The sequence below is a fragment of the Candidatus Limnocylindrales bacterium genome (assembly GCA_035571835.1).
Lineage (GTDB): Bacteria > Desulfobacterota > Binatia > UBA1149 > CAITLU01 > DATNBU01.
The window spans coordinates 137,144-155,709 of record DATNBU010000028.1 but is presented as its reverse complement, the minus strand read 5'-3'; the positions used below and the strand labels follow the sequence as shown (position 1 = coordinate 155,709).

The following is an 18,566-nucleotide window of genomic DNA, read 5'->3' as shown; positions in this document are numbered from 1 at the left end:
TCCGCGTCGCGCACCACTTTCCTGGGCGTTGGCCGCGCCCGTGAGAATGGCGCGCGGGCATGGGCCGGGTCAATCGAAGGCGGCGCGCGGTGGCCCGGCCTGCCGCTGCCGGTAACAGAGCGCGGCCCACGGCGGCAGCGTGACGGCGAGCGCCGGCACGTTGATCATGAGGATATTGAACAGCCCTGCGCTGGCGAGGCCGTATCCGCTGTCGATGGCGAACCATGCAGCAATCGAAACCGCGCCGGCTGCGGCCGGTCGCCGCAACGCACGGTCGTGGCCGATCCATCCGGCGAGCATCACGAACTGCGCGAACGTGCAGCCGCCGATCGGTCCGAAAAATGCCATCGCCGCCCGCCGCGTGGACTCGTCGATGGAGGCGCCCGCATACTGGGCGAGCTCGAGCGCGCGGAACCACAGTGCGAAGGCCGGCGTGCCGCCTCCGAACGCGATCACCAGGCCCGTCGATGCTCCGAAGAGCGCGGTCCACCGGCACGCCCTTGCGAGCGCGGTGCCCGGGCCGGCTGCTCCGTCGTCGCGTACGTCGAACGACCGGTATGCTGCAGTGAGCGGCATGCCGACCAGTGCCAGCGGCAGCAGATTGATCATCCAGACGTTGAACGTTGCGCCGACGGCGAGCGATGCCACCGAATCGAGGATGAACCAGGCGCCGAGCCCGCGCAGCGAGAGATCGCGCGCCCACGGACGGCCTTCGGCCAGCGGACCGCGGGCGAGAAGCGCGTGGACGATCCATTTGCCGGCAATCGACCCGCCGGTGATTCCGAGCATGAGGCCGAACAGCTCGTGGTCCGCGGGCGCGATCGAATCCGCGCCGTACGCCCATCGAACAAGCGCATCGCGATAGAGTGAGAACGCAGCACTGTGGAAAACGAATGGAAGGAGCAGACCGAACGCGACGAAGAACCACGAAACGAGCTCGATCCAGCGTGCAACCGCGCGCCCGGTCTTGAGGGCCGGGGCGCCCGGCAACGCAGGCAAGGTGGCGGATTCCACGACGGCGATCCTACCGTAACGCCGCGGGCCAAGCCGAACCCTGCCGGTGCTGTCGTCGCCGTGTCTCCCGTGTAAGCTCGGGCAGTGCCCGTTCGCGCCGACGAGAAGTACAGCATCGCGCTGCCCGCGCTCGCCGATCCTCGCGCGTGGCTCGCCGTGGTCTCGGGTCTTTCGACGCTGCGAATCGCGGCTGTCGAGGGGCCCGACGATTCGAACGCGCTTTGTCTCGACTACGACTTCGGCACGGGATCGGGATTCGTCGTCGCGCGGCGCGAAGTCGTCGTTCCGCTGCCGGAATCGTGGGAGGCGCGGCTGCTGGCGCGCAGCACCGGGCCGGCCAACACGCTCGAGATCAAGCTCGTCGATGCATCGGGAACGAGCGTGTGGCGATGGATGCGCGACAAGTTCGATACCAGCGGTGCGTGGATCGAGATCGCGATTCCGAGCCGCGATTTTCTTTTTGCATGGGGACCGGCCGGAGGCGGCTCGATCCGTGAGACGAGCGCCGTCGAAGTCGCCGTCGTCGCCGGTCCGGGCGGCGCCGGATCGATCGACCTCGGCGACCTTCGACTGCTCGATCGCAGCCCCGGCCTCGACGCGCGCATCGAAGCGAGCTCGGTGGAGCCCGGTCATGCTCCGGAGCTCGCGTTCGACGACGATCCGTCGTCGAGCTGGCAGAGCAGGCCGGGAGCCGGGCCGCACAGCCTCACGGTGCATTTCAGTGCGCCGCGCGAGATCGGCGGTGTCGTCGTGTGGTGGCCCGCGGCGGCAATGCCGCGCGCGTACCGCATCGACATTCTCCAGCACGACGATCTGTGGACGACCGCTTTCGAATCGACGACCAACGTTCCGCGCGCGAGTTTCCTCGAGCTCCATCTGGCCGGCGCGCGCGCGCTGCGGATCGTCGCTACGGCCGTTGACGCGGCCGCCGGTACCGGTGTGGTGCAGATCGACGTGCGGCCCGTCGAATGGTCACGTACGCAAGCCGACTTCCTGACCAACGTGGCACTGCAAAGCCGCCGCGGCGCGTGGCCGCGCTACCTGCGTCGCGAGCAAACGTACTGGACGCCGGTGGCGACGCCACACAGCGGCCCGACCGGACTCATCAACGACGATGGCGCCGTCGAGATCGGCGAAGGCGGATTCATGCTGGAGCCGTCGTTCCTCGTGGCATCGTCCGGTTCGGACCGCGGCGGCGCGGCAACACCGGGAGGAGTCGCGTCGAACAGCCACGCTTCGGACGGCCGCGCCAATGCGTCGAACGGCGGAGAACGCACTGCGGATAGCATCAGCGACGCCGCCCGATGGATTACGTGGGCCGATATCCAGCGGTCGTCGAAGCTCGAGCGTCCGCCCGAGCCGATTGCCACCGTCGGCTGGAAGACGAAGACGCCGCTCGCGCACCAGGCCTCCGGCGACCAGCCCGATCTCGAGCTCGAGATCACCGCAATTGCCGAAGACTGCCAGGATGAAGACATCATCATGATCCGTTATCGCGTGCGCAGCCGCGATGCGGCCCCAGTGCGTGCAGCGCTGCTGGTTGCCGTGCGCCCGCTCCAGGTGTCTCCGCCATGGCAGAAGTTCCGCGATATCGGCGGACCGTCGCCGATCACGCGGCTCGAGCACACCGGCGGGCGTGTGCTTGTCGATGACGTCGCGACGATAGCGCCGATTGCTCCGTTCGCCGAGGATCATCGCTTCGGCGCGGCCGTTTTCGAAGAGGGCGGGCTTGCCGACGCGCTGTCGCAGGGAGTCCTGCCGTTGCGCTCGAAGGTCGAGGACCCGTCGGGTCGCGCCGAAGGCGTGCTCGCGTTCGATCTCGATCTTCGACCCGGCCAGTGGTCGGAGGTCTACGTCGAATCTCGCCGCCGGCGTTCCCGCATGCACGTCGCTCCGCTTACCCGGCTGCCGGAAGGCGCTGCAGGCGCGTCGCGTACAGCGGACGTTCGCTTCGCCGCCGCCGGCGATGCATGGAAGCGGGCGCTTCCGACACCGTCGGCGAGCGGCCCGATCGGAGCCGGCGCCGCGATCGACAGCGCGATAACGGCGGTGGCTCACATCCTTTGCTGCCGCGACGACGCTGCTCTCCAGCCGGGGCCGCGTCGCTATACGCGCTCGTGGATCCGCGACGGCGCGATCATGTCGGCGGCGCTGCTGCGCACCGGACGCTTCGACGCGGCACGCGCGTTTCTCGAATGGTATGCGCCGTTTCAGCGCGAAGACGGATTCGTTCCATGCTGCGTCGATCGTGACGGGGTCGATCCGCTCGTCGAGCACGACAGCCACGGCCAGCTCATCTACCTGGTCGCGGAAACGTACCGCTTCACGCACGACAAGGATCTCGCGCGAAAATTCTGGTCGCACTGCCAGAAAGCCGCCGAGTGCATCGAGGCTCTGCGCGCGACGAGGCGAACGGGCGAGTTCGACTGCACCGAGCGGCGCGCGTGCTTCGGGTTGCTTCCCGAATCGGTCAGCCACGAAGGCTACCTCGCGCAGCCGGTGCATTCGTACTGGGACGACTTCTGGGCGCTGCGCGGGCTTCGCGATGCGTCGTTCCTCGCGCGCGAGCTCGGACTGCCGGCCGACGCCGAAAAGTGGCGCGAGGCTGCGGGCGATCTGGCGACCGTGATCCGCAAATCGATCGAGACCGTCGTGCGTGAACGCAACCTTGTCACTGTGCCGGCATCGGTCGAGTGGGCCGACTTCGATCCGACCTCGATCGCCGGCGCCATCTCGCTCGTCGGTGAGATCGATCTGTTTCCTGCCGAGCCGCTGGCGAAGACTTTCGATCAGTACATGAAAGGGCTGCGTGGGAGGCACTCCGGGGCGCTGGCGTGGAACAACTTCTCGCCGTACGAGGTGCGCATCGTCGGCGCGCTCGTGCGCCTCGGGCGACGCGACGAAGCCAACGAGCTGCTGCTGGCGATGATGGCGGCGAGGCGGCCGGACTCCTGGCGACAGTGGCCGGAGATCGTCTGGCGCGACATCGAGTCGCCCGCGCATCTCGGCGATCTGCCGCATTGCTGGATCGGCGCCGAATACGTGATCGCGCTCAGAACGATGTTCGTCTACGAGCGCGAGAGCGACGCGGCGCTGGTGCTCGGCGCGGGACTGCGGCGCGAATGGCTGGACTCGGTGCCGCGGCTCGAAGCGAAAGGGCTCCCGACGTGGTACGGCACGCTGGACCTTGCCTTTCATCGCGACGGCCGCGATGGCCGCAGCTACCGGATCGTCGTTCGCGGCGCGAAACCTCCAGGAGGTTTCGTCGCGATGCTCCCCGAAGGATTCGACGTCTCCATTGACGTGGAGCCGGACGCGTCCGGCGAGGCAGCGCAATGAGGTGTGCGTCGGCGTGATCTTGACCGCTCGCCGATAGGCGGTCATCGTTGCGGCATGTTACCGCGTACACCCTTCCGGTCGCCGCGCTCGATCGCGCGCATCATGTTGGCGGCCGGTCTGCTTTCCGTCTGCGCCGGCTGCGCAACGCAAAGACCCGCCGCGCAGCCTGCTGCATCTGCCGCGCCCTCGCTGCCGGCGCTCGAGTCGGGGTTTCTCACCAATTATTCGCGCCTTCAGCCGAGCGACCAGTCGCCGTCGGTGCTCTTCTATCGCGACCCGACGCTGAAGCGCGGCTTTCGCAAGATCCTGTTCCGGCCGGTCCAGGTGTGGCGCGGTGCCGACCGGCGCCTCGACGACATTCCCGAATCCGACCTTCAATACCTGGCCGATTCGTTCTATCGCGCGATGACGAGCCGGCTTCGCAGATCGTTCGAGCTCGTCGACAAACCCGGGGTCAACGTGCTCGAGATCCAGCTCGCGCTCACGCTCGTGACGAAGCCGCACCAGAAAGTCGATTTCTTCTCGACCGACGTTCCGATCCGCAACCTGCCCGAGCGGACCAGAGAGCTCGGCGACGCGACGAAAACGTTCATCCACGATTGTGCGCTCGAAGCGGAGTTTTCCGTCTCCGGGCCTCCGCCTGCGAAAGCGGATGGCGACAAACGCCGGCATCGCAAGCGGGTCGTCAAGGCGGCGTTCTTCGACAAACGCCGCGGGAACGAGACGTCCAAGGGCAACGTCCAGACGTGGAGCGATGTCGACGCGGTCTTCGACAGATGGGCCGACGTGATGGATTCGCAGCTGGTCGGGCTGAAGGATGGTACGTTCAAGCCGAAGCTGACTGTGAGCGATACACCGGCGCGATCGAAGTAGGGCTGGGTCCGCCGTCGCTCAGCGCGCAATTACCAGCAGGGGACGTTCGCCGTCGCGGTGCACAGGTAGACGCGGTTGTCGCCGTCACCCTGCGCATCCCAGTCGCACATGCCGCGAGCGTACGGGCTGATTCGCGGCGCGCCGCCCGCATCGCGACAACGCGCGGCGCTGTCCTGCTGGGCGAGCGCGACCGCATCGTCGCAGCAATCGCGCTGGTTGTCCCACGTCCAGCCGGTATTGCCGGCGCCCTCGTACTCCGCTGCGGCCGCAGCGCCTGCCGTGATCGCAATCAGAAAGGCAGCGAGCAACGCTTCGCTCCCGAACGGGGTTCTGCGCGGAGTCATCGCCACCATTCCTAGCACGCCGGGATACGGCGGACGAGTACGTTGCGCCCGTGCTCCGCGCGACCGGGTCGCCATTCAAAGACATCCGCGCCAGGTCTGCTACGGGCAGAAATGTGCGCTTTGCCGAGCGCTATCCTGCGGCATCGAAGTGCGCAGCGATGCGCTGCATGCGAGATGCCATTGACTGAGACGCGCCATTGGATGATTGGCTCCAGTGCGGCACCCGCGTCGGGGCCTCTCTCGTTCGCTCGATAAGGAAAGAGCTCCATGCAGACTCCGTTCTCGCTGTCGATCCTCGCGTGTCTTTTCGCGGCCGTCCTGATGCCGGCTCCGACTTCTGCTGCGACCACGCAGTGCGGCGATCTGGACGGCAACGGCAGCGTGGTCGCGACCGATGCGCTGCGACTGCTGCGAGTCGCCGTCGGCCAGCAGCTAGCGATCGAGTGCCCTGGCGCCGGGCTGAGTTGCTGGGACGCCAACGGTGACAACACGTGCGAGGCAGTAGAAGACATCAACGACGACGACGGTTGCGACTATCTCGACTGCCAGGGGCCTGCGGGTCCGACCGGCCCCAAAGGAACGACCGGTCTGACTGGTCCCACCGGCCCGGCCGGTGCTCCGGGCGTGCAGGGCCCTACGGGACCAAGCGGCGCACAGGGCCCGACCGGTCCGAGCGGAGTACAGGGGCCGACAGGTGCGACCGGTTCGACGGGGCCAACCGGAGCGACCGGACCGACCGGATCGACGGGCCCGACCGGTCCGACGGGTGCTGCAGGCTCTTCGGCATTCCGCGGCAGCCTTCTGCCGGCAGCCAACGCCGTCACCGTCATCGACAGTCCGGCCACCGGACGTTTCCCGACCATCACGATCGGCACCGACGGGCTCGGCGTGATCAGTTACACGAACAACTATCCGGTGCTGCGGGTGGGGCACTGCGCGAACGTGACCTGCAGCAGCCTGTCGTCAGCCTTGACGATCGGTTCGGATGCGGTCGGGCAGGCCGCATCGATTGCGATCGGCGCGGACGGGCTCCCGCTGCTCGCGTATTTCGACCATCCGGGCCAACACCTGAAGGTCGCGCACTGCACGACCTTCAACTGCAGCACCAGCTCGCAGGCCACCATCGATGGCGTTACGGTCGGGTCGTTTCCGACGATCGTCATCGGAACCGACGGCCTCGGCCTGATCAGTTACTACGACGAGACCAACCAGCATCTTCGCGTCGCGCATTGTTCGAACACAGCGTGCACCGCCGCGACGTCCAATACGCTCGACGGCTCGGTGACGACCGGCGGCTGGATTTCGATGGCGATCGGTTTCGACGGCCGCGGCTTGATCAGTTACTACGACTCGGCGGCAACGTCGCTCAAGGTCGGACACTGCTCCGATGCAGCGTGCACGACCGGCACGTTCACGACGCTGGACAACACGGCGGACGTCGGAGACACGTCGTCGGTCACGATCGGGGCGGACGGCTACGGGCTTGTCAGCTACCACGATCGTACGGCCGATCGGCTCAAGGTGCTGCATTGCACGAATCCGGCGTGTTCTGTGGGGCTCGGCCAGACGATCGACGCTCTGCTTGGTTCCGGAAGGAACAGCTCGATCACGATCGGCTCGGACGGCTTGGGAATCATCAGTCACTGGGGATCGTTCCAGAACGATCTGAGGATCTCGCACTGTTCGAACCTGGCCTGCACCGATGCGCTCAACCTTACCGCGGACAGCGTCGGGCTGGTCGGAAGCCTCACGTCGATCACGATCGGTACCGACGGCCTTCCGCTGATCGCGGAATACGACAACTCCAATGACCGCCTGAAGTCGGTGCACTGCGGCGACCCGTCGTGCGTGGACTACTTTCGCCGGCGGTAAGGCAGGTTTCTGCAGCCGTCAGGCCGGACACTTCGGCAACAGTCAGGCCTGATGCTTCTGCAACAGTCAGGCCTGACGTTTCTGCACCAGTCAGTCCTGACGCTTTTGAATGTTCGCCCACTCGTCCTTCAGCGTTGCCGTGCGGTTGACGACGAGCGCGCCGCCGCGCGAATCCGGATCGATGCAGAAGTATCCGAGCCGCTCGAACTGGTAGCGCTCGCCGGCCTTTGCAGCGGCAAGTGACGGCTCAACGCGCGCATCGCGAACGATCTCGAGCGATGCAGGATTGAGGCTGTCGAATGGCGACTCGCCGTCGGCAACCTTGAGCGGGTTCTCGCGCGTGAACAGGAGATTGTAGAGACGCACTTCGGCCGGGATTGCGTGTGCCGCCGAAACCCAGTGCAGCGTCGCCTTCACCTTGCGACCGTCGGGCGAATTGCCGCCGCGGCTTGCCGGATCGTACGTGCAGCGAAGCCCGGTCACCTTTCCGGCGGAATCCTTCTCGACGCCGGTGCAGGTGACGAAGTACGCGTAACGCAGCCGCACCTCGCGACCCGGTGCGAGGCGGAAGAACTTCTTCGGTGGGTCTTCCATGAAGTCGTCGCGCTCGAGGAAGAGCTCGCCCGAAAATGGCACCTGGCGAGTGCCGGCCGCGGCGTCTTCCGGATTGTTGACGGCTTCGATCATCTCGACCTGGCCGGCCGGCCAGTTCTCGATCGTGACGCGAATCGGATCGACGACCGCCATCACGCGCGGTGACGTGCGGTTCAGATCGTCGCGCACGTGATGCTCGAGCTGCGCGAACGCGACCATGTTGTCGGCCTTGGCCACGCCGACGCTTTCGCAGAACGCGCGAAGCCCTGCGGCCGAGTATCCGCGGCGGCGCATGCCCGAAATGGTCGGCATGCGCGGATCGTCCCAGCCCGAGACGTGGTTCTGTTCGACGAGGCCGCGAAGGATCCGTTTGCTCATCACCGTGTACGCGAGGTTAAGGCGCGCGAACTCGATCTGCTGCGGGCGGCCGGGCAGGCTGGAAAGATCGACCTGGTCGAGTACCCAGTCGTACAGTGCGCGGTTCGGCACGAACTCGAGCGTGCAGATCGAGTGCGTGATGCCCTCGAGCGCATCCGACAGGCAGTGCGCGAAGTCGTACATCGGATAGATGCACCATTTGTCGCCGGTGCGGTGATGATCGGAGTGCTGGATGCGGTACAGCACCGGATCACGCATGACGATGTTCGGCGAGGCCATGTCGATACGCGCGCGAAGCGTGTGCGTGCCGTTCGGGAACTCTCCGGCGCGCATGCGGCGAAACAGGTCGAGGTTCTCGTCTACGCTGCGCCCGCGCCAAGGGCTTTCCTTGCCCGGCTCGGTGAACGTGCCGCGGTACTGGCGCATCTCTTCGGGCGAAAGGTCGCAGACGAACGCCTTGCCGCCGCGCACGAGCTCTTCGGCGAACTCGTAAAGGCGATCGAAGTAGTCGGCTGCGTGGTAGAAGTGCGTACCCCAGTCGAAACCGAGCCAGCGCACGTCCTCGGTGATCGAATCGACGTATTCGAGGTCTTCCTTGCTCGGGTTCGTGTCGTCCATCCGCAGATGGCAGCGACCGCCGTTTTCGATGGCGACTCCGAAATTGAGGCAGATCGATTTGGCGTGGCCGATGTGGAGGTAGCCGTTCGGCTCCGGAGGAAAGCGCGTCACGACGCGCCCCTGGTTCCGGCCGGCCGCGACATCGTCCGCGACGCGCTGGCGGATGAAATCGAGGCCGGGTGCGCGCGCCGTGTCGTTCGAGGAAGAGGATGCTGTCGTTTCGTTACCCACGTCGTTCTCCGAAGCGGGGGATCTTAAAGGAAACGGCCGGCAGGTACAGGCCGTCCGCTGCTGCTTCGGCTGAAACAATGGGCCGGTGTCGGCACGCGAGATGCGCCGGACTGTACCCCGCGCCGTTTTCCGGCATAACGGCGCGCGATGAACGTCACGACATCGCATCGCAGCGTTGAGCCGTCCCACGGCATTTCGTTCGCCGAGGCGGCACGTGTCTGGGCGCGCGTCGCTGCGCTCAGCTTCGGCGGGCCGGCCGGGCAGATCGCGGTGATGCACCGGATCCTCGTCGACGAAAAGAAATGGATCGGCGACGCGCGCTTCCTGCACGCGCTCAACTACTGCATGCTCCTGCCCGGTCCCGAGGCCCAGCAGCTTGCCGTCTACATCGGCTGGCTGCTGCACCGCACGGCCGGCGGACTCGTCGCCGGCCTTCTGTTCATCCTTCCGGGTTTCGTCTCGATCATGGCGCTCAGCATCGTTTATGCGGCGTACGGCAACGTCGGATCGGTGGCCGCGCTGTTCTTCGGCATGAAAGCCGCCGTGCTCGCCGTCGTGATCGAAGCCGTGCAGCGGGTCGGAAAGAGGTCGCTCAAGAGCAACGAGATGCGCGCGGTTGCGGTGGCCGCGTTCATCGCGGTGTTCGTCTTCGATGTTGCGTTTCCGTGGATCGTGCTGGCTGCGGGCCTCATCGGGTTCGCCGGTGCGCGCCTCGGCGTGCGCGCGTTTGCACCGGGCGCCGGCGGTCACGGCGCCGCCGGAAGCGCCATGCTGAGCGATGCCGACAGCGCGCTCGGAGAGTCGATGCCTGCCCACGCAAGGCCGTCAACGGTGTGGTCGCTTCGGATGGGCACGATCCTGCTGCTGCTCTGGCTGGTTCCGGTGATTCTCATCGTCGCGATGACCGGCGACCGTGCGCACAGCGCGTTCGCCGACATCGCCGTGTTCTTCTCGAAGATGGCCGTCGTCACGTTCGGCGGCGCCTATGCGGTGCTCACGTACGTCGCGCAGCAGGCGGTGACGGGATACGGGTGGCTGCGGGCGACCGAAATGATGGACGGTCTCGGCATGGCCGAAACCACGCCCGGGCCGCTCATCATGGTCAACCAGTTCGTCGGATTTCTGGCGGCGTTTCGCAATCCGGGAATGTTTCCGCCGTACGTTGCCGGAGTGCTCGGCGCGATCCTCACGGTGTGGGTCACGTTCACGCCGTGCTTCCTGTGGATCTTCCTCGGCGCGCCATACGTGGAGACGCTGCGCAGCAACAAGGCCCTGTCCGGTGCGCTCGCGACCATCACCGCCGCTGTCGTCGGCATGATCGCGAACCTTGCCGTCTGGTTCGCGCTGCACGTGATGTTCCGTGAGGTCCACGTGATCGCCGGCTACGGCGCGACGATCGACGTGCCGGTCCTGGCGAGCATCAATGTCTGGAGCGTCGTGCTGTTCGCGGGCGCAGCCTGGGCGATCTTTCGTGCGAAGAAAGGCATGCTCGGAGTGCTTGCGGTGACGGCGCTGGCGGGAATGCTGCTGTACTTCGCAGGCCTCGTGCAGCCGATCGCATCGTCGCAGTAGCGGACGGCTCGAGCCGTCACCGGACCATGCATTCTCCGGCGTCCGAAAGGACGACCAGCCGGTTTCCGCGGCCCTCGGCGCGTCCGGCAAGCACGAGATCGCGCCCGGGCGACGCATCGAAGAACCCGTCGTCAACGAAGGCGGCGAACGCACCGGACGAAAACGCTACCGTCGATGCGGAGTGGCTCTCGCCGAAGTGGCCTTTCGCGTCGCCGGGAAGAAGCAGCACGTGGCCGTCGGCGGTCACGCTTGTGAAGTCGGCTGCGCGGTCGCCGTCGAAGTCCGCAACGACGAACGGGTAGACGAGGCCGCCGGCGTGGCTGACGATCTGCTGACCGAAGGTTCCCTGTCCAGTGTTGCGAAGGACGGAAATCGTTCCGCCATCATGATCTGTCGAGGTCACGACGTCTGCGTCGCCGTCGGAGTCGATGTCGGCGACGGCCAGATAGAAGTCGGCCGCCACGTCGTAACTTACGGGGGCGGCAAAATTGCCGTCGCCCTTGTTGCGGTGCACACGCAGCGTTCCGTGTTCGCGCACGAGCTCGAGCACGTCGTCGTCGCCGTCGCGGTCAAGGTCGGCAACCGCGAGCGCCGGAAAAGTCGTGAGCGCGTCGAGCTCGTCGAAAGATTCGAAAGTTCCGTCGGCCTGTCCGAGGAACAACTCGATCTCGCCGGCGCCGATCGCAAGGTCGGTGCGGCCGTCGCCGTCGATGTCACCGGCCGCGGTGCTTTGCCGGATCGCTTCTCCGTTTGTGAGCTGGGTCGACGCCGGCGAAACGGTGAACGTTCCGTCGCCGCTGCCGACGAGGACGACCGATCTTTGCGCCGACTCTTCGCCGTTCGTGTCCGCAGCCGTCGCAATCAGGTCGGCCTGCGTGCTGCCGGTGATCTGGCCGACGAAAAGTACGAACGGCACCGTGCCGACCGGATGAACCGTGCGATCGAAGTGCCCGGTCCCATCGGATCCGTACACCGTGACCGTCTGGGCGAGATCGGTGGTCGCAACGTCGTCGAACCCGTCGTGGTCGAAGTCGGCGACGACGAGGTCGTTCGTCTGCGGCGTGGCCTCCGACTCGACAGGACCGGCGAACGAGCCGTCGCCTTTTCCGTGAAACAGCGTCAGGTCGTCCGCGCCGTCGCCGGAGTTGGCCGTGATGACGTCGGTCAGCGAATCGCCGTCGATGTCGGCAAGCGCAACCGACCGCGATTTGAATCCTGTCGCCTCGACTCGCGCATTGGCAAACGTGCCGTCCCCGTTTCCGAGAAAAACGCTAAGGCCGCGATCGGCGCCTGCATAGTTGACGGCGACGACGTCGAGCACGTCGTCGTCGTCGACGAATCCCACGTCGGTCTGGATGGTGTTCGAGGACGCCGCGTACAGGACCGGCTCCTCGAAGTTGTGGTCGCCTTTGGCAAGCAGCACGGCGATTGCATCCGCGGAGTTCGAAGCCACGACGATGTCGGTGCGGTCGTCGCCATCGAGGTCCGCGAGCGAGACGTGGTACGGCGCGCCGACGCCGCCGACCAGCTTTTCGTTGCCGAAACCGCCGTCACCGTCGCCGTACAGAATCGACAGGTCGTTCGAATCGCGGTTGGCGGTTACCGCGTCGAGGATGTCGTCGCCGTCCATGTCGGCGAGCGCGACCCAGCGCGGGCCTGCTCCGACTGCGTAGCGGACGTCCTGCGCAAACGTGCCGTCGCCGTGTCCGAGAAGAACCGAGATGTCCTGCGACAGCGAGTTGGCGACCACGAGATCGAGCTTGTCGTCTCCGTTGATGTCGACCGCCACCGAGTTGATCGGTGCGACTCCGGTAGGAATCGGATCGGCCGCGCGCACGAACTTTCTTCCGGCTCGGCCGAACAGCACGGTAAGACTGTTCGGCAGTGCATCGGACGTGACGATGTCGAGGTGGCCGTCGTCGTCCAGGTCCGCAATGGTGACCGACTGCGGAGTATCGCCGACCGCAAATGCCTTGCGTTCCGAAAACACGCCGCGCCCGCGACCATAGAAAACCGAAACTTCATCCGCCTCGAGGTCCGCCGTTACCAGATCCACGTAGCCGTCCTTGTCGATGTCGACGGCGACGACCGAGCTCGGGCGCGCGCCGGTATCGAGTCGCGTGATGGCCGTGCACGTGCAGGCCGGACAATGCAGCGCCGCCCCGGTGCCGACCGCGCGCCGGAGCGTCGTGAGCGCATCCACCGCGCTGACCGCGCCGCTCGAATCCACGTCGCAAAGGCAGCGCCCGCACGATCCGGCGATGCCGACGGCACCCTGAAGCACGAACAACGCGTCGGTCGCATTCGGTTCGCGCGCGCTCGCGTCGGAAGTTCCGCACGGTCGGACAACGTCGGCGCGGCCGGCTGACGGGATTACAAGGAAGGCGAGAGAGGCGAGGGAGGAAAGAAGAAGGTTCTGTCGCATCCGGCGACTATGAAGTCGCCGCAGACGGCCCCGCAAGTAGGATTCTTTTCCATCTGGCGAGAGCGGAGTGTGAGCTTTTGCATAGGAACGGCCCGTCCTGATCGCATCCCCTCGATGCAATCAGGACGGCCGCGTCCCTTACTGTGTTCCCGCACCCACAGCAGCCATAGGAGAGCCCGGAACAGGGGAGATGCACGAGGAGGGGCGCACCTCAGGCCACGCGTCGGCCAGCCCGCGACGGTCGCGCGCTACCTTTCCTGTTCCGGAGCTCTCCGGCTTGCTCGCAGTTCCCCCCGCACCTGTGTCTCCCCCTCTCGATTGGCCTCGGGCGATGCCACTTGCTCGGTCGTCCGTACCGAGCCCACCCCCCTCGGTGGAGCATTCACCCATGGTTTGGGCCGTCGAAGACAAACACAGAGCGGACTGCGAACGATTCGGATCCCTGTCGGGACCCTTACTACTCGACGAAGTGTCCTCCGGACCCTTCTTGCTGGACGAGGTGTCGTTCCTTCGCGCACTGCAGCCGGCGGTCATGAAGGCGACGATTGCGATGGTGCCGACGGCCAGAAGGCCGAGTGCTGCGGGAACGAGATAGTTTGCCGCCCTGCCGTTTCGATGGAGTACGGTCGATTTTGCCAGGAGGTCGTCCGTGGATCCCGGCGGGGCGGCAAGGCCCTCGAAACGGCGCGCGACATTCGCCGACCGAGAGCGTCGATTGCTCGAAAATCTTGTCTGGAATCCGCCGGAGCGGGTTGGTGTCGCGGACATTCGGTTCCTCGTCGCGCTGACGGCGGCGCAAAGCCGCTGGCAGACGAGGCAACGTCCGAACGCGGAGACTTTTATTCCAATAAGCTCAAGGGCGTCAAGCTTTTTCGCCCGAAATGTGCGTTTTGGTGCGGGGTTTCTGCTGCATGCGGCGCCCGGGGCGGCCCATCCGACGGGCCGGGCGTGGCTACTAAGAGGAGGCGCATGTAAGGACCGGCCCAGTGACGTTTCGCAACAGCATCGGCGCACGCATCTTCGGTCTGGCCGTCTTCCTTCTGACACTCACCATCGCGCTGGTCGGCTTCCTGCTCTGGCAGGTCGATCGCCTGGAGGAAGAGCTCCAGACGCTGACCCACGTCGACATCCCGCTCGCGACCTCGCTTTCGAACGTCAACGAGTACGGGCTGCGCCGCCGCCTCGCGTTCGAGCGCACGTTCGGCGCGCTCAGCCACCCCGAACCCAACCAGACGGTGCTGACCGAAGCGCAGGCCAACTACGAAGAGTTCACCGGCCTGCTCAACGATGAGCTCGCACGTGCGGCAACGCTGCTCTCACCGGACGCGATCGGAGCCAGGGCGGCATCCGAAGCGCTCGAGCTCAGCACGCTCCTGAGACAGGTCGAGGCTGCGTACCCGGCCATCACGGCTCAACAGGCGAAGGTCCTCGATCTTCAGCGTCAGGGCGACCACGCGGCCGCTGTGCTCGTTGCCGACGGACTCAACCAGCTTCAGAGGCTCGTGCAGACCCAGCGCGCCGAGCTGCAGACCATCACGACCAGGCGTGCCGAACACGTGGCCCGGGAGGCACTCGAGCGGCAGGGCCGCATCGTGCGGCTGAGCGTGGCGGCCACGGCATCGACCGTGCTGCTGGGGCTTCTCGTCGCGATGGTGGTCACGAGAGCCCTCCTTCGTCCCGTGCACTCGCTGATCGGCGCGCTCGGCAATGTGCAGAAGGGCCAGCTCGACCTCGAGCTGCCCGTGCGCAGCAAGGACGAGCTCGGCGCGCTGACGACGTCGTTCAACTTCTTCGTCGGCGAGCTGCGCGCCAAAGAGCAGATGCGCGAGACGTTCGGCAGGTACGTGGATCCGCGCATCCTCAAGCGGCTGCTCGACGCCGACATCACCGGCGAAGACGGCGGACGCGAGATGATGACCGTTTCGTTCGGCGACATCGTCGGCTTCACCGCGCTCTCGGAGCGCCTGACTCCGGCCAACATGGTGCGGCTGCTCAACCGGCATTTCGGTCTTCAGGCGCTGGCCGTGCAGGAATATCAGGGCATCGTCGACAAGTTCATCGGCGATTCGATCATGGCCTTCTGGGGTCCGCCGTTCGTCGAAGATGCCGAGCACGCGGTGCTCGCGTGCCGTGCGGCGCTCGCGCAGCTCGTCGCCATCGATACGCTTCGAAGCGAGCTTCCCGAGCTTACCGGGCTGCGGCGGGATACGCCGGTGATCGATCTGCGACTCGGCCTTGCGCTCGGCGAAGTGATCGTCGGGAACATCGGATCGGACCACACGCGCAGCTACACCGTCATCGGCGACACGGTGAATCTCGCGGCGCGCCTCGAGGCGGCCAATCGTTTCTACGGCACCAGGATCCTCGTGAGCGATTCGGTCGCGCGCGAGGCCGGCCCGCAGTTCGAGATGCGCGAGATCGATACCATTGCCGTAAAGGGCAAAATCGAGACCGTCGACGTGTTCGAGCTGCTCGGTGAAACCGGCTGTCTCGACGACGTTGCTCAGCGCGCGCGCGATACCTACGCCGACGGACTGCGCTGCTATCGCGCGGGCAGCTGGGATGCCGCGTTCGCAGCTTTCTCGCAGAGTCTCGCCGCGCGGCCGGCGGACCGCGCGGCAGAGGTCATGCTCGAACGCATCGCCGAGTTCCGCGAGAAGCCGCCGTCCGGATGGGACGGCGTGTGGCGGCCGCAAACGAAATAGCAACGACCAGCCAGTCGATGGACTGGAATCAAACGAAAGATGTACACCGCGTGACCACCGTCACTCGTGTGAAATGTTATCACTGCGATTGCGAAAAAAGCTCCGAGGCGAACGAGTGCAGGCAACACGCGCTCGTCCCCCCAGTGGGGACAGAACACAAGTTCGGCAACCGGAGTAGCTGGCGACTTCGGTCAGCGGGACGGCGTTGTGAAAACGTCGTTGCGACGAGATCGAGCGGTCCAGTTCTGCGAATTCTTCGGGGCAATCCCGGTACGCCTCCGACAACTCGCGGATTGCGGCGCGCGATTCGTGGGTCGATGCAGAGCGTCGAAACGTAACTGCCATGGATCGCGGAGATGTCGCAGGACTCTGACATCCATGTTGGCAGGTAACGCCGATGTCGTTCCGGGTTCTCGCGGGTGGATGCTGCGAGGCGACCGCAGCGGCGCGCGCATCTACAAAAACTCCCGTGTTCGAAGTGTTCGCGCACCAATTCTCGTGACGTCTAAAAAAGTTTCTGCGCGAAACGGCTACACAAGTATTGTCGGCGGCGGCGCGGCCGTTACTGTCGCGACGGATCCGACGGCATGCATCAGCCGGCGGACGCGGGAAAGGGGCGTCAGCCAACGGATGCCGGAGCGATCGGCCGCCGGCGCTCGAGCGGGTCGAGCGCCGGCCTCGCAGATCCAGGCTCTGCACGTGCTGAGCCGCGCTCGACCCGTCCGGCGACTGTTCGCCAGCGCGAACGGCCGCCGGTTTTCGTACTGGAAGGGGAGGACAGTCGATGATCGCGATCGAGACCATTTCACGTCGTTATCAGGACACCGACGTTGCGGCTGCGGAAGAGCGCGACGGCAGCGCGCAGCATCCGCAGGGAATAACGGAAACCGTGCGGGGCGGAACCAACAAGGGCGGACGCCCGACCTCGTCGAATCCGCGCAAACTGATCTCGCTGCGTCTTCCCGCCGACGTCATCGCGCGATGGCGGGCGACCGGCCCCGGCTGGCAGACGCGCATGGCCGATCGATTGAGCAAGGTGCGTCTGTAGCACTCTCGACAGGGTGGTCGGCTACCATATCGCGCCGGCGTGCATTCGCTCGCGCCGGCCGTCGCCAATATCTGAGACCGTTGGCGATTTGCCGCAGAGCCAGAGGTCACTCTGGAACAAGGAAGGTCTCATGAACCGTCGCATTACGTTCCGCATCATTTCCACGCTTTCGCTCATCGCGAGTCTGGCGGGCGCGGGCGCCGTATCGGCCGCATCGGTCTCGTGCGAAACCTTCAACGAATGCACTGTCGGCACGTGCCTCGAAGACGGCACCTGCGAAGAAACCCCCGGCAACAATGGCCATTCCTGCCAGACGCTGGACGCTTGTACGGTGGGAAAATGCTTGAACGGAACGTGTGAGGCGTCTCCGGCCGACGACGGTACGCCGTGCGAAGCGTTCGACCTGTGCGCCGAGCAGAACGGTACCTGCTCGGGCGGCGAGTGCATTGCCGAAAAGATTCCGGACGGCGCGCCCTGCAGGCAGGACCTGCTTAACCCGTGTTTTACCGGCACCTGCACGACGGTCTTTACCGTCACGTTCTGCTCGCCGGAGCCCAAGTGCGACCCGGCGCCGGATTCGTGCGATTTCCACTGCAATATCTTCACGGGCGAATGCGAATCGACCCCGACGCATATCTGCGACACGCAGTGCACGACGGCTACCTGCGAGCCGGACGAGGACTCCGGTTACACCTGTTCGAACCCCGTCGACCGCCCCGACAGCACACCGTGCGAGGACGGCAGCACATGCACGGTGAACGACAAGTGCCAGGCCGGTGACTGCATCGCCGGCGAACCGGGCGGCGGGCAGGAGTGCGGAAACGGCGTCGTCGAAGATCCCGAGGAATGCGACGACGGTGACACGGAGTTCGTAAACGGCGAAGCCTGCGACGCCGAGTGCAACCTCGTGCCGTGCGGCAAGCCGACCAACTCGACCGGTGAGCTGCCGAAAGCGTCCGATGCACTGTTTACGCTCAAAGTCGCCGTCAATTCGGCAACGTGTGCTCTTTCGGTGTGCGATGTGAACAGCAGCGGAAGCGTTACGGCGTCCGACGCGCTGATCGTGCTCAAGAAGGCCGTAAGCTCGCCCGTTACGCTGAACTGCCCGAGGGGCGGCGGTGGCGCCTAGGAACGCCGGCTCGCACCGGTAACTTCCGCGGTTTTTGTAGCTGCGTTGTCGATGTCCGCTTCCGCACAGCGATGCTCTGCATCGCTGTGCGGAATGCGTAGTCGCCATGGCGATCCTGTTCGTCTGCGATTCGGAGATCAATTGCCGAGCCCCCCGTGGCTCCGCCTGTAGCAGTTGACCGGACGTGCAGCGCGAAGCCGTTTCCGAGTCGACGATTGGTCGCGGACTTCAAAAACTGTCTTCGCGTAAAAAATTCGGACACGAAACTGCGCGTGCGCAAGCCCGCTGTACATACGCAGCGACGACGTCCGTCTGTTGCCGCGCGCGCAAAATCACCGGCTTCGCTTCTTCGCAAGTAAGAGCAGTCACACCGGACAGTCGCGCTTTCTGTCGATACAGATCGCGCGCGATCCCGCTGCGTTGA

General features: G+C 65.6%; 11 protein-coding genes. 7 read left to right on the top strand and 4 right to left on the bottom strand.

Annotation, left to right across the window (positions count from 1 at the left end; all coding sequences use genetic code 11):
• Positions 1-69: 69 nt before the first annotated feature.
• Positions 70-1,014 (bottom strand): hypothetical protein, encoded by a 945-nt coding sequence (locus tag VN634_12135; protein HXC51629.1) that lies wholly within the window; start codon positions 1,012-1,014, stop codon positions 70-72.
• Positions 1,015-1,098: 84 nt separating this feature from the next.
• On the opposite strand from VN634_12135, the gene VN634_12130 reads away from it, so the two are divergent.
• Complete coding sequence (locus VN634_12130; GenBank protein ID HXC51628.1) at positions 1,099-4,353, top strand: discoidin domain-containing protein; 3,255 nt, start codon at positions 1,099-1,101, stop codon at positions 4,351-4,353.
• 102 nt (positions 4,354-4,455) lie between these two features.
• Entirely contained in the window at positions 4,456-5,226 is a 771-nt protein-coding gene (locus VN634_12125; protein ID HXC51627.1) for a DUF3313 domain-containing protein, read from the top strand.
• Positions 5,227-5,255: 29 nt separating this feature from the next.
• Here VN634_12125 and VN634_12120 read toward each other — a convergent pair whose 3' ends face one another.
• Entirely contained in the window at positions 5,256-5,570 is a 315-nt protein-coding gene (locus VN634_12120) for a hypothetical protein (protein ID HXC51626.1), read from the bottom strand.
• 267 nt (positions 5,571-5,837) lie between these two features.
• Between VN634_12120 and VN634_12115 the strand changes: the two genes are divergently transcribed.
• Entirely contained in the window at positions 5,838-7,442 is a 1,605-nt protein-coding gene (locus VN634_12115; protein ID HXC51625.1) for a hypothetical protein, read from the top strand.
• Positions 7,443-7,532: 90 nt separating this feature from the next.
• Here the strand turns inward: VN634_12115 and VN634_12110 are convergent, their stop codons facing one another.
• Entirely contained in the window at positions 7,533-9,263 is a 1,731-nt protein-coding gene (locus tag VN634_12110) for a glutamine--tRNA ligase/YqeY domain fusion protein (GenBank protein ID HXC51624.1), read from the bottom strand.
• 147 nt (positions 9,264-9,410) lie between these two features.
• Here VN634_12110 and chrA point away from each other — a divergent pair, with 147 nt between their 5' ends.
• Complete coding sequence (gene chrA, locus VN634_12105) at positions 9,411-10,835, top strand: chromate efflux transporter (protein HXC51623.1); 1,425 nt, start codon at positions 9,411-9,413, stop codon at positions 10,833-10,835.
• A 16-nt stretch (positions 10,836-10,851) separates the two neighbouring features.
• Here the strand turns inward: chrA and VN634_12100 are convergent, their stop codons facing one another.
• The gene (locus tag VN634_12100; GenBank protein ID HXC51622.1) at positions 10,852-13,119 is read right to left on the bottom strand and encodes a VCBS repeat-containing protein; all 2,268 of its coding nucleotides are present in this window, start codon (positions 13,117-13,119) and stop codon (positions 10,852-10,854) included.
• Between the two features lie 1,127 nt (positions 13,120-14,246).
• Between VN634_12100 and VN634_12095 the strand changes: the two genes are divergently transcribed.
• The 3 genes from VN634_12095 to VN634_12085 all read left to right on the top strand — a co-directional run bounded on the left by VN634_12095 (position 14,247) and on the right by VN634_12085 (position 18,142).
• Positions 14,247-15,965, top strand: a complete 1,719-nt coding sequence (locus VN634_12095; GenBank protein HXC51621.1) for an adenylate/guanylate cyclase domain-containing protein — start codon at positions 14,247-14,249, stop codon at positions 15,963-15,965.
• A gap of 784 nt (positions 15,966-16,749) precedes the next feature.
• Positions 16,750-17,013, top strand: coding sequence for a BrnA antitoxin family protein (locus VN634_12090; GenBank protein ID HXC51620.1), 264 nt, complete (start codon positions 16,750-16,752; stop codon positions 17,011-17,013).
• 130 nt (positions 17,014-17,143) lie between these two features.
• Positions 17,144-18,142: a hypothetical protein gene (locus tag VN634_12085; GenBank protein ID HXC51619.1), complete on the top strand. Its 999-nt coding sequence runs from the start codon at positions 17,144-17,146 to the stop codon at positions 18,140-18,142.
• Positions 18,143-18,566 lie beyond the last annotated feature (424 nt).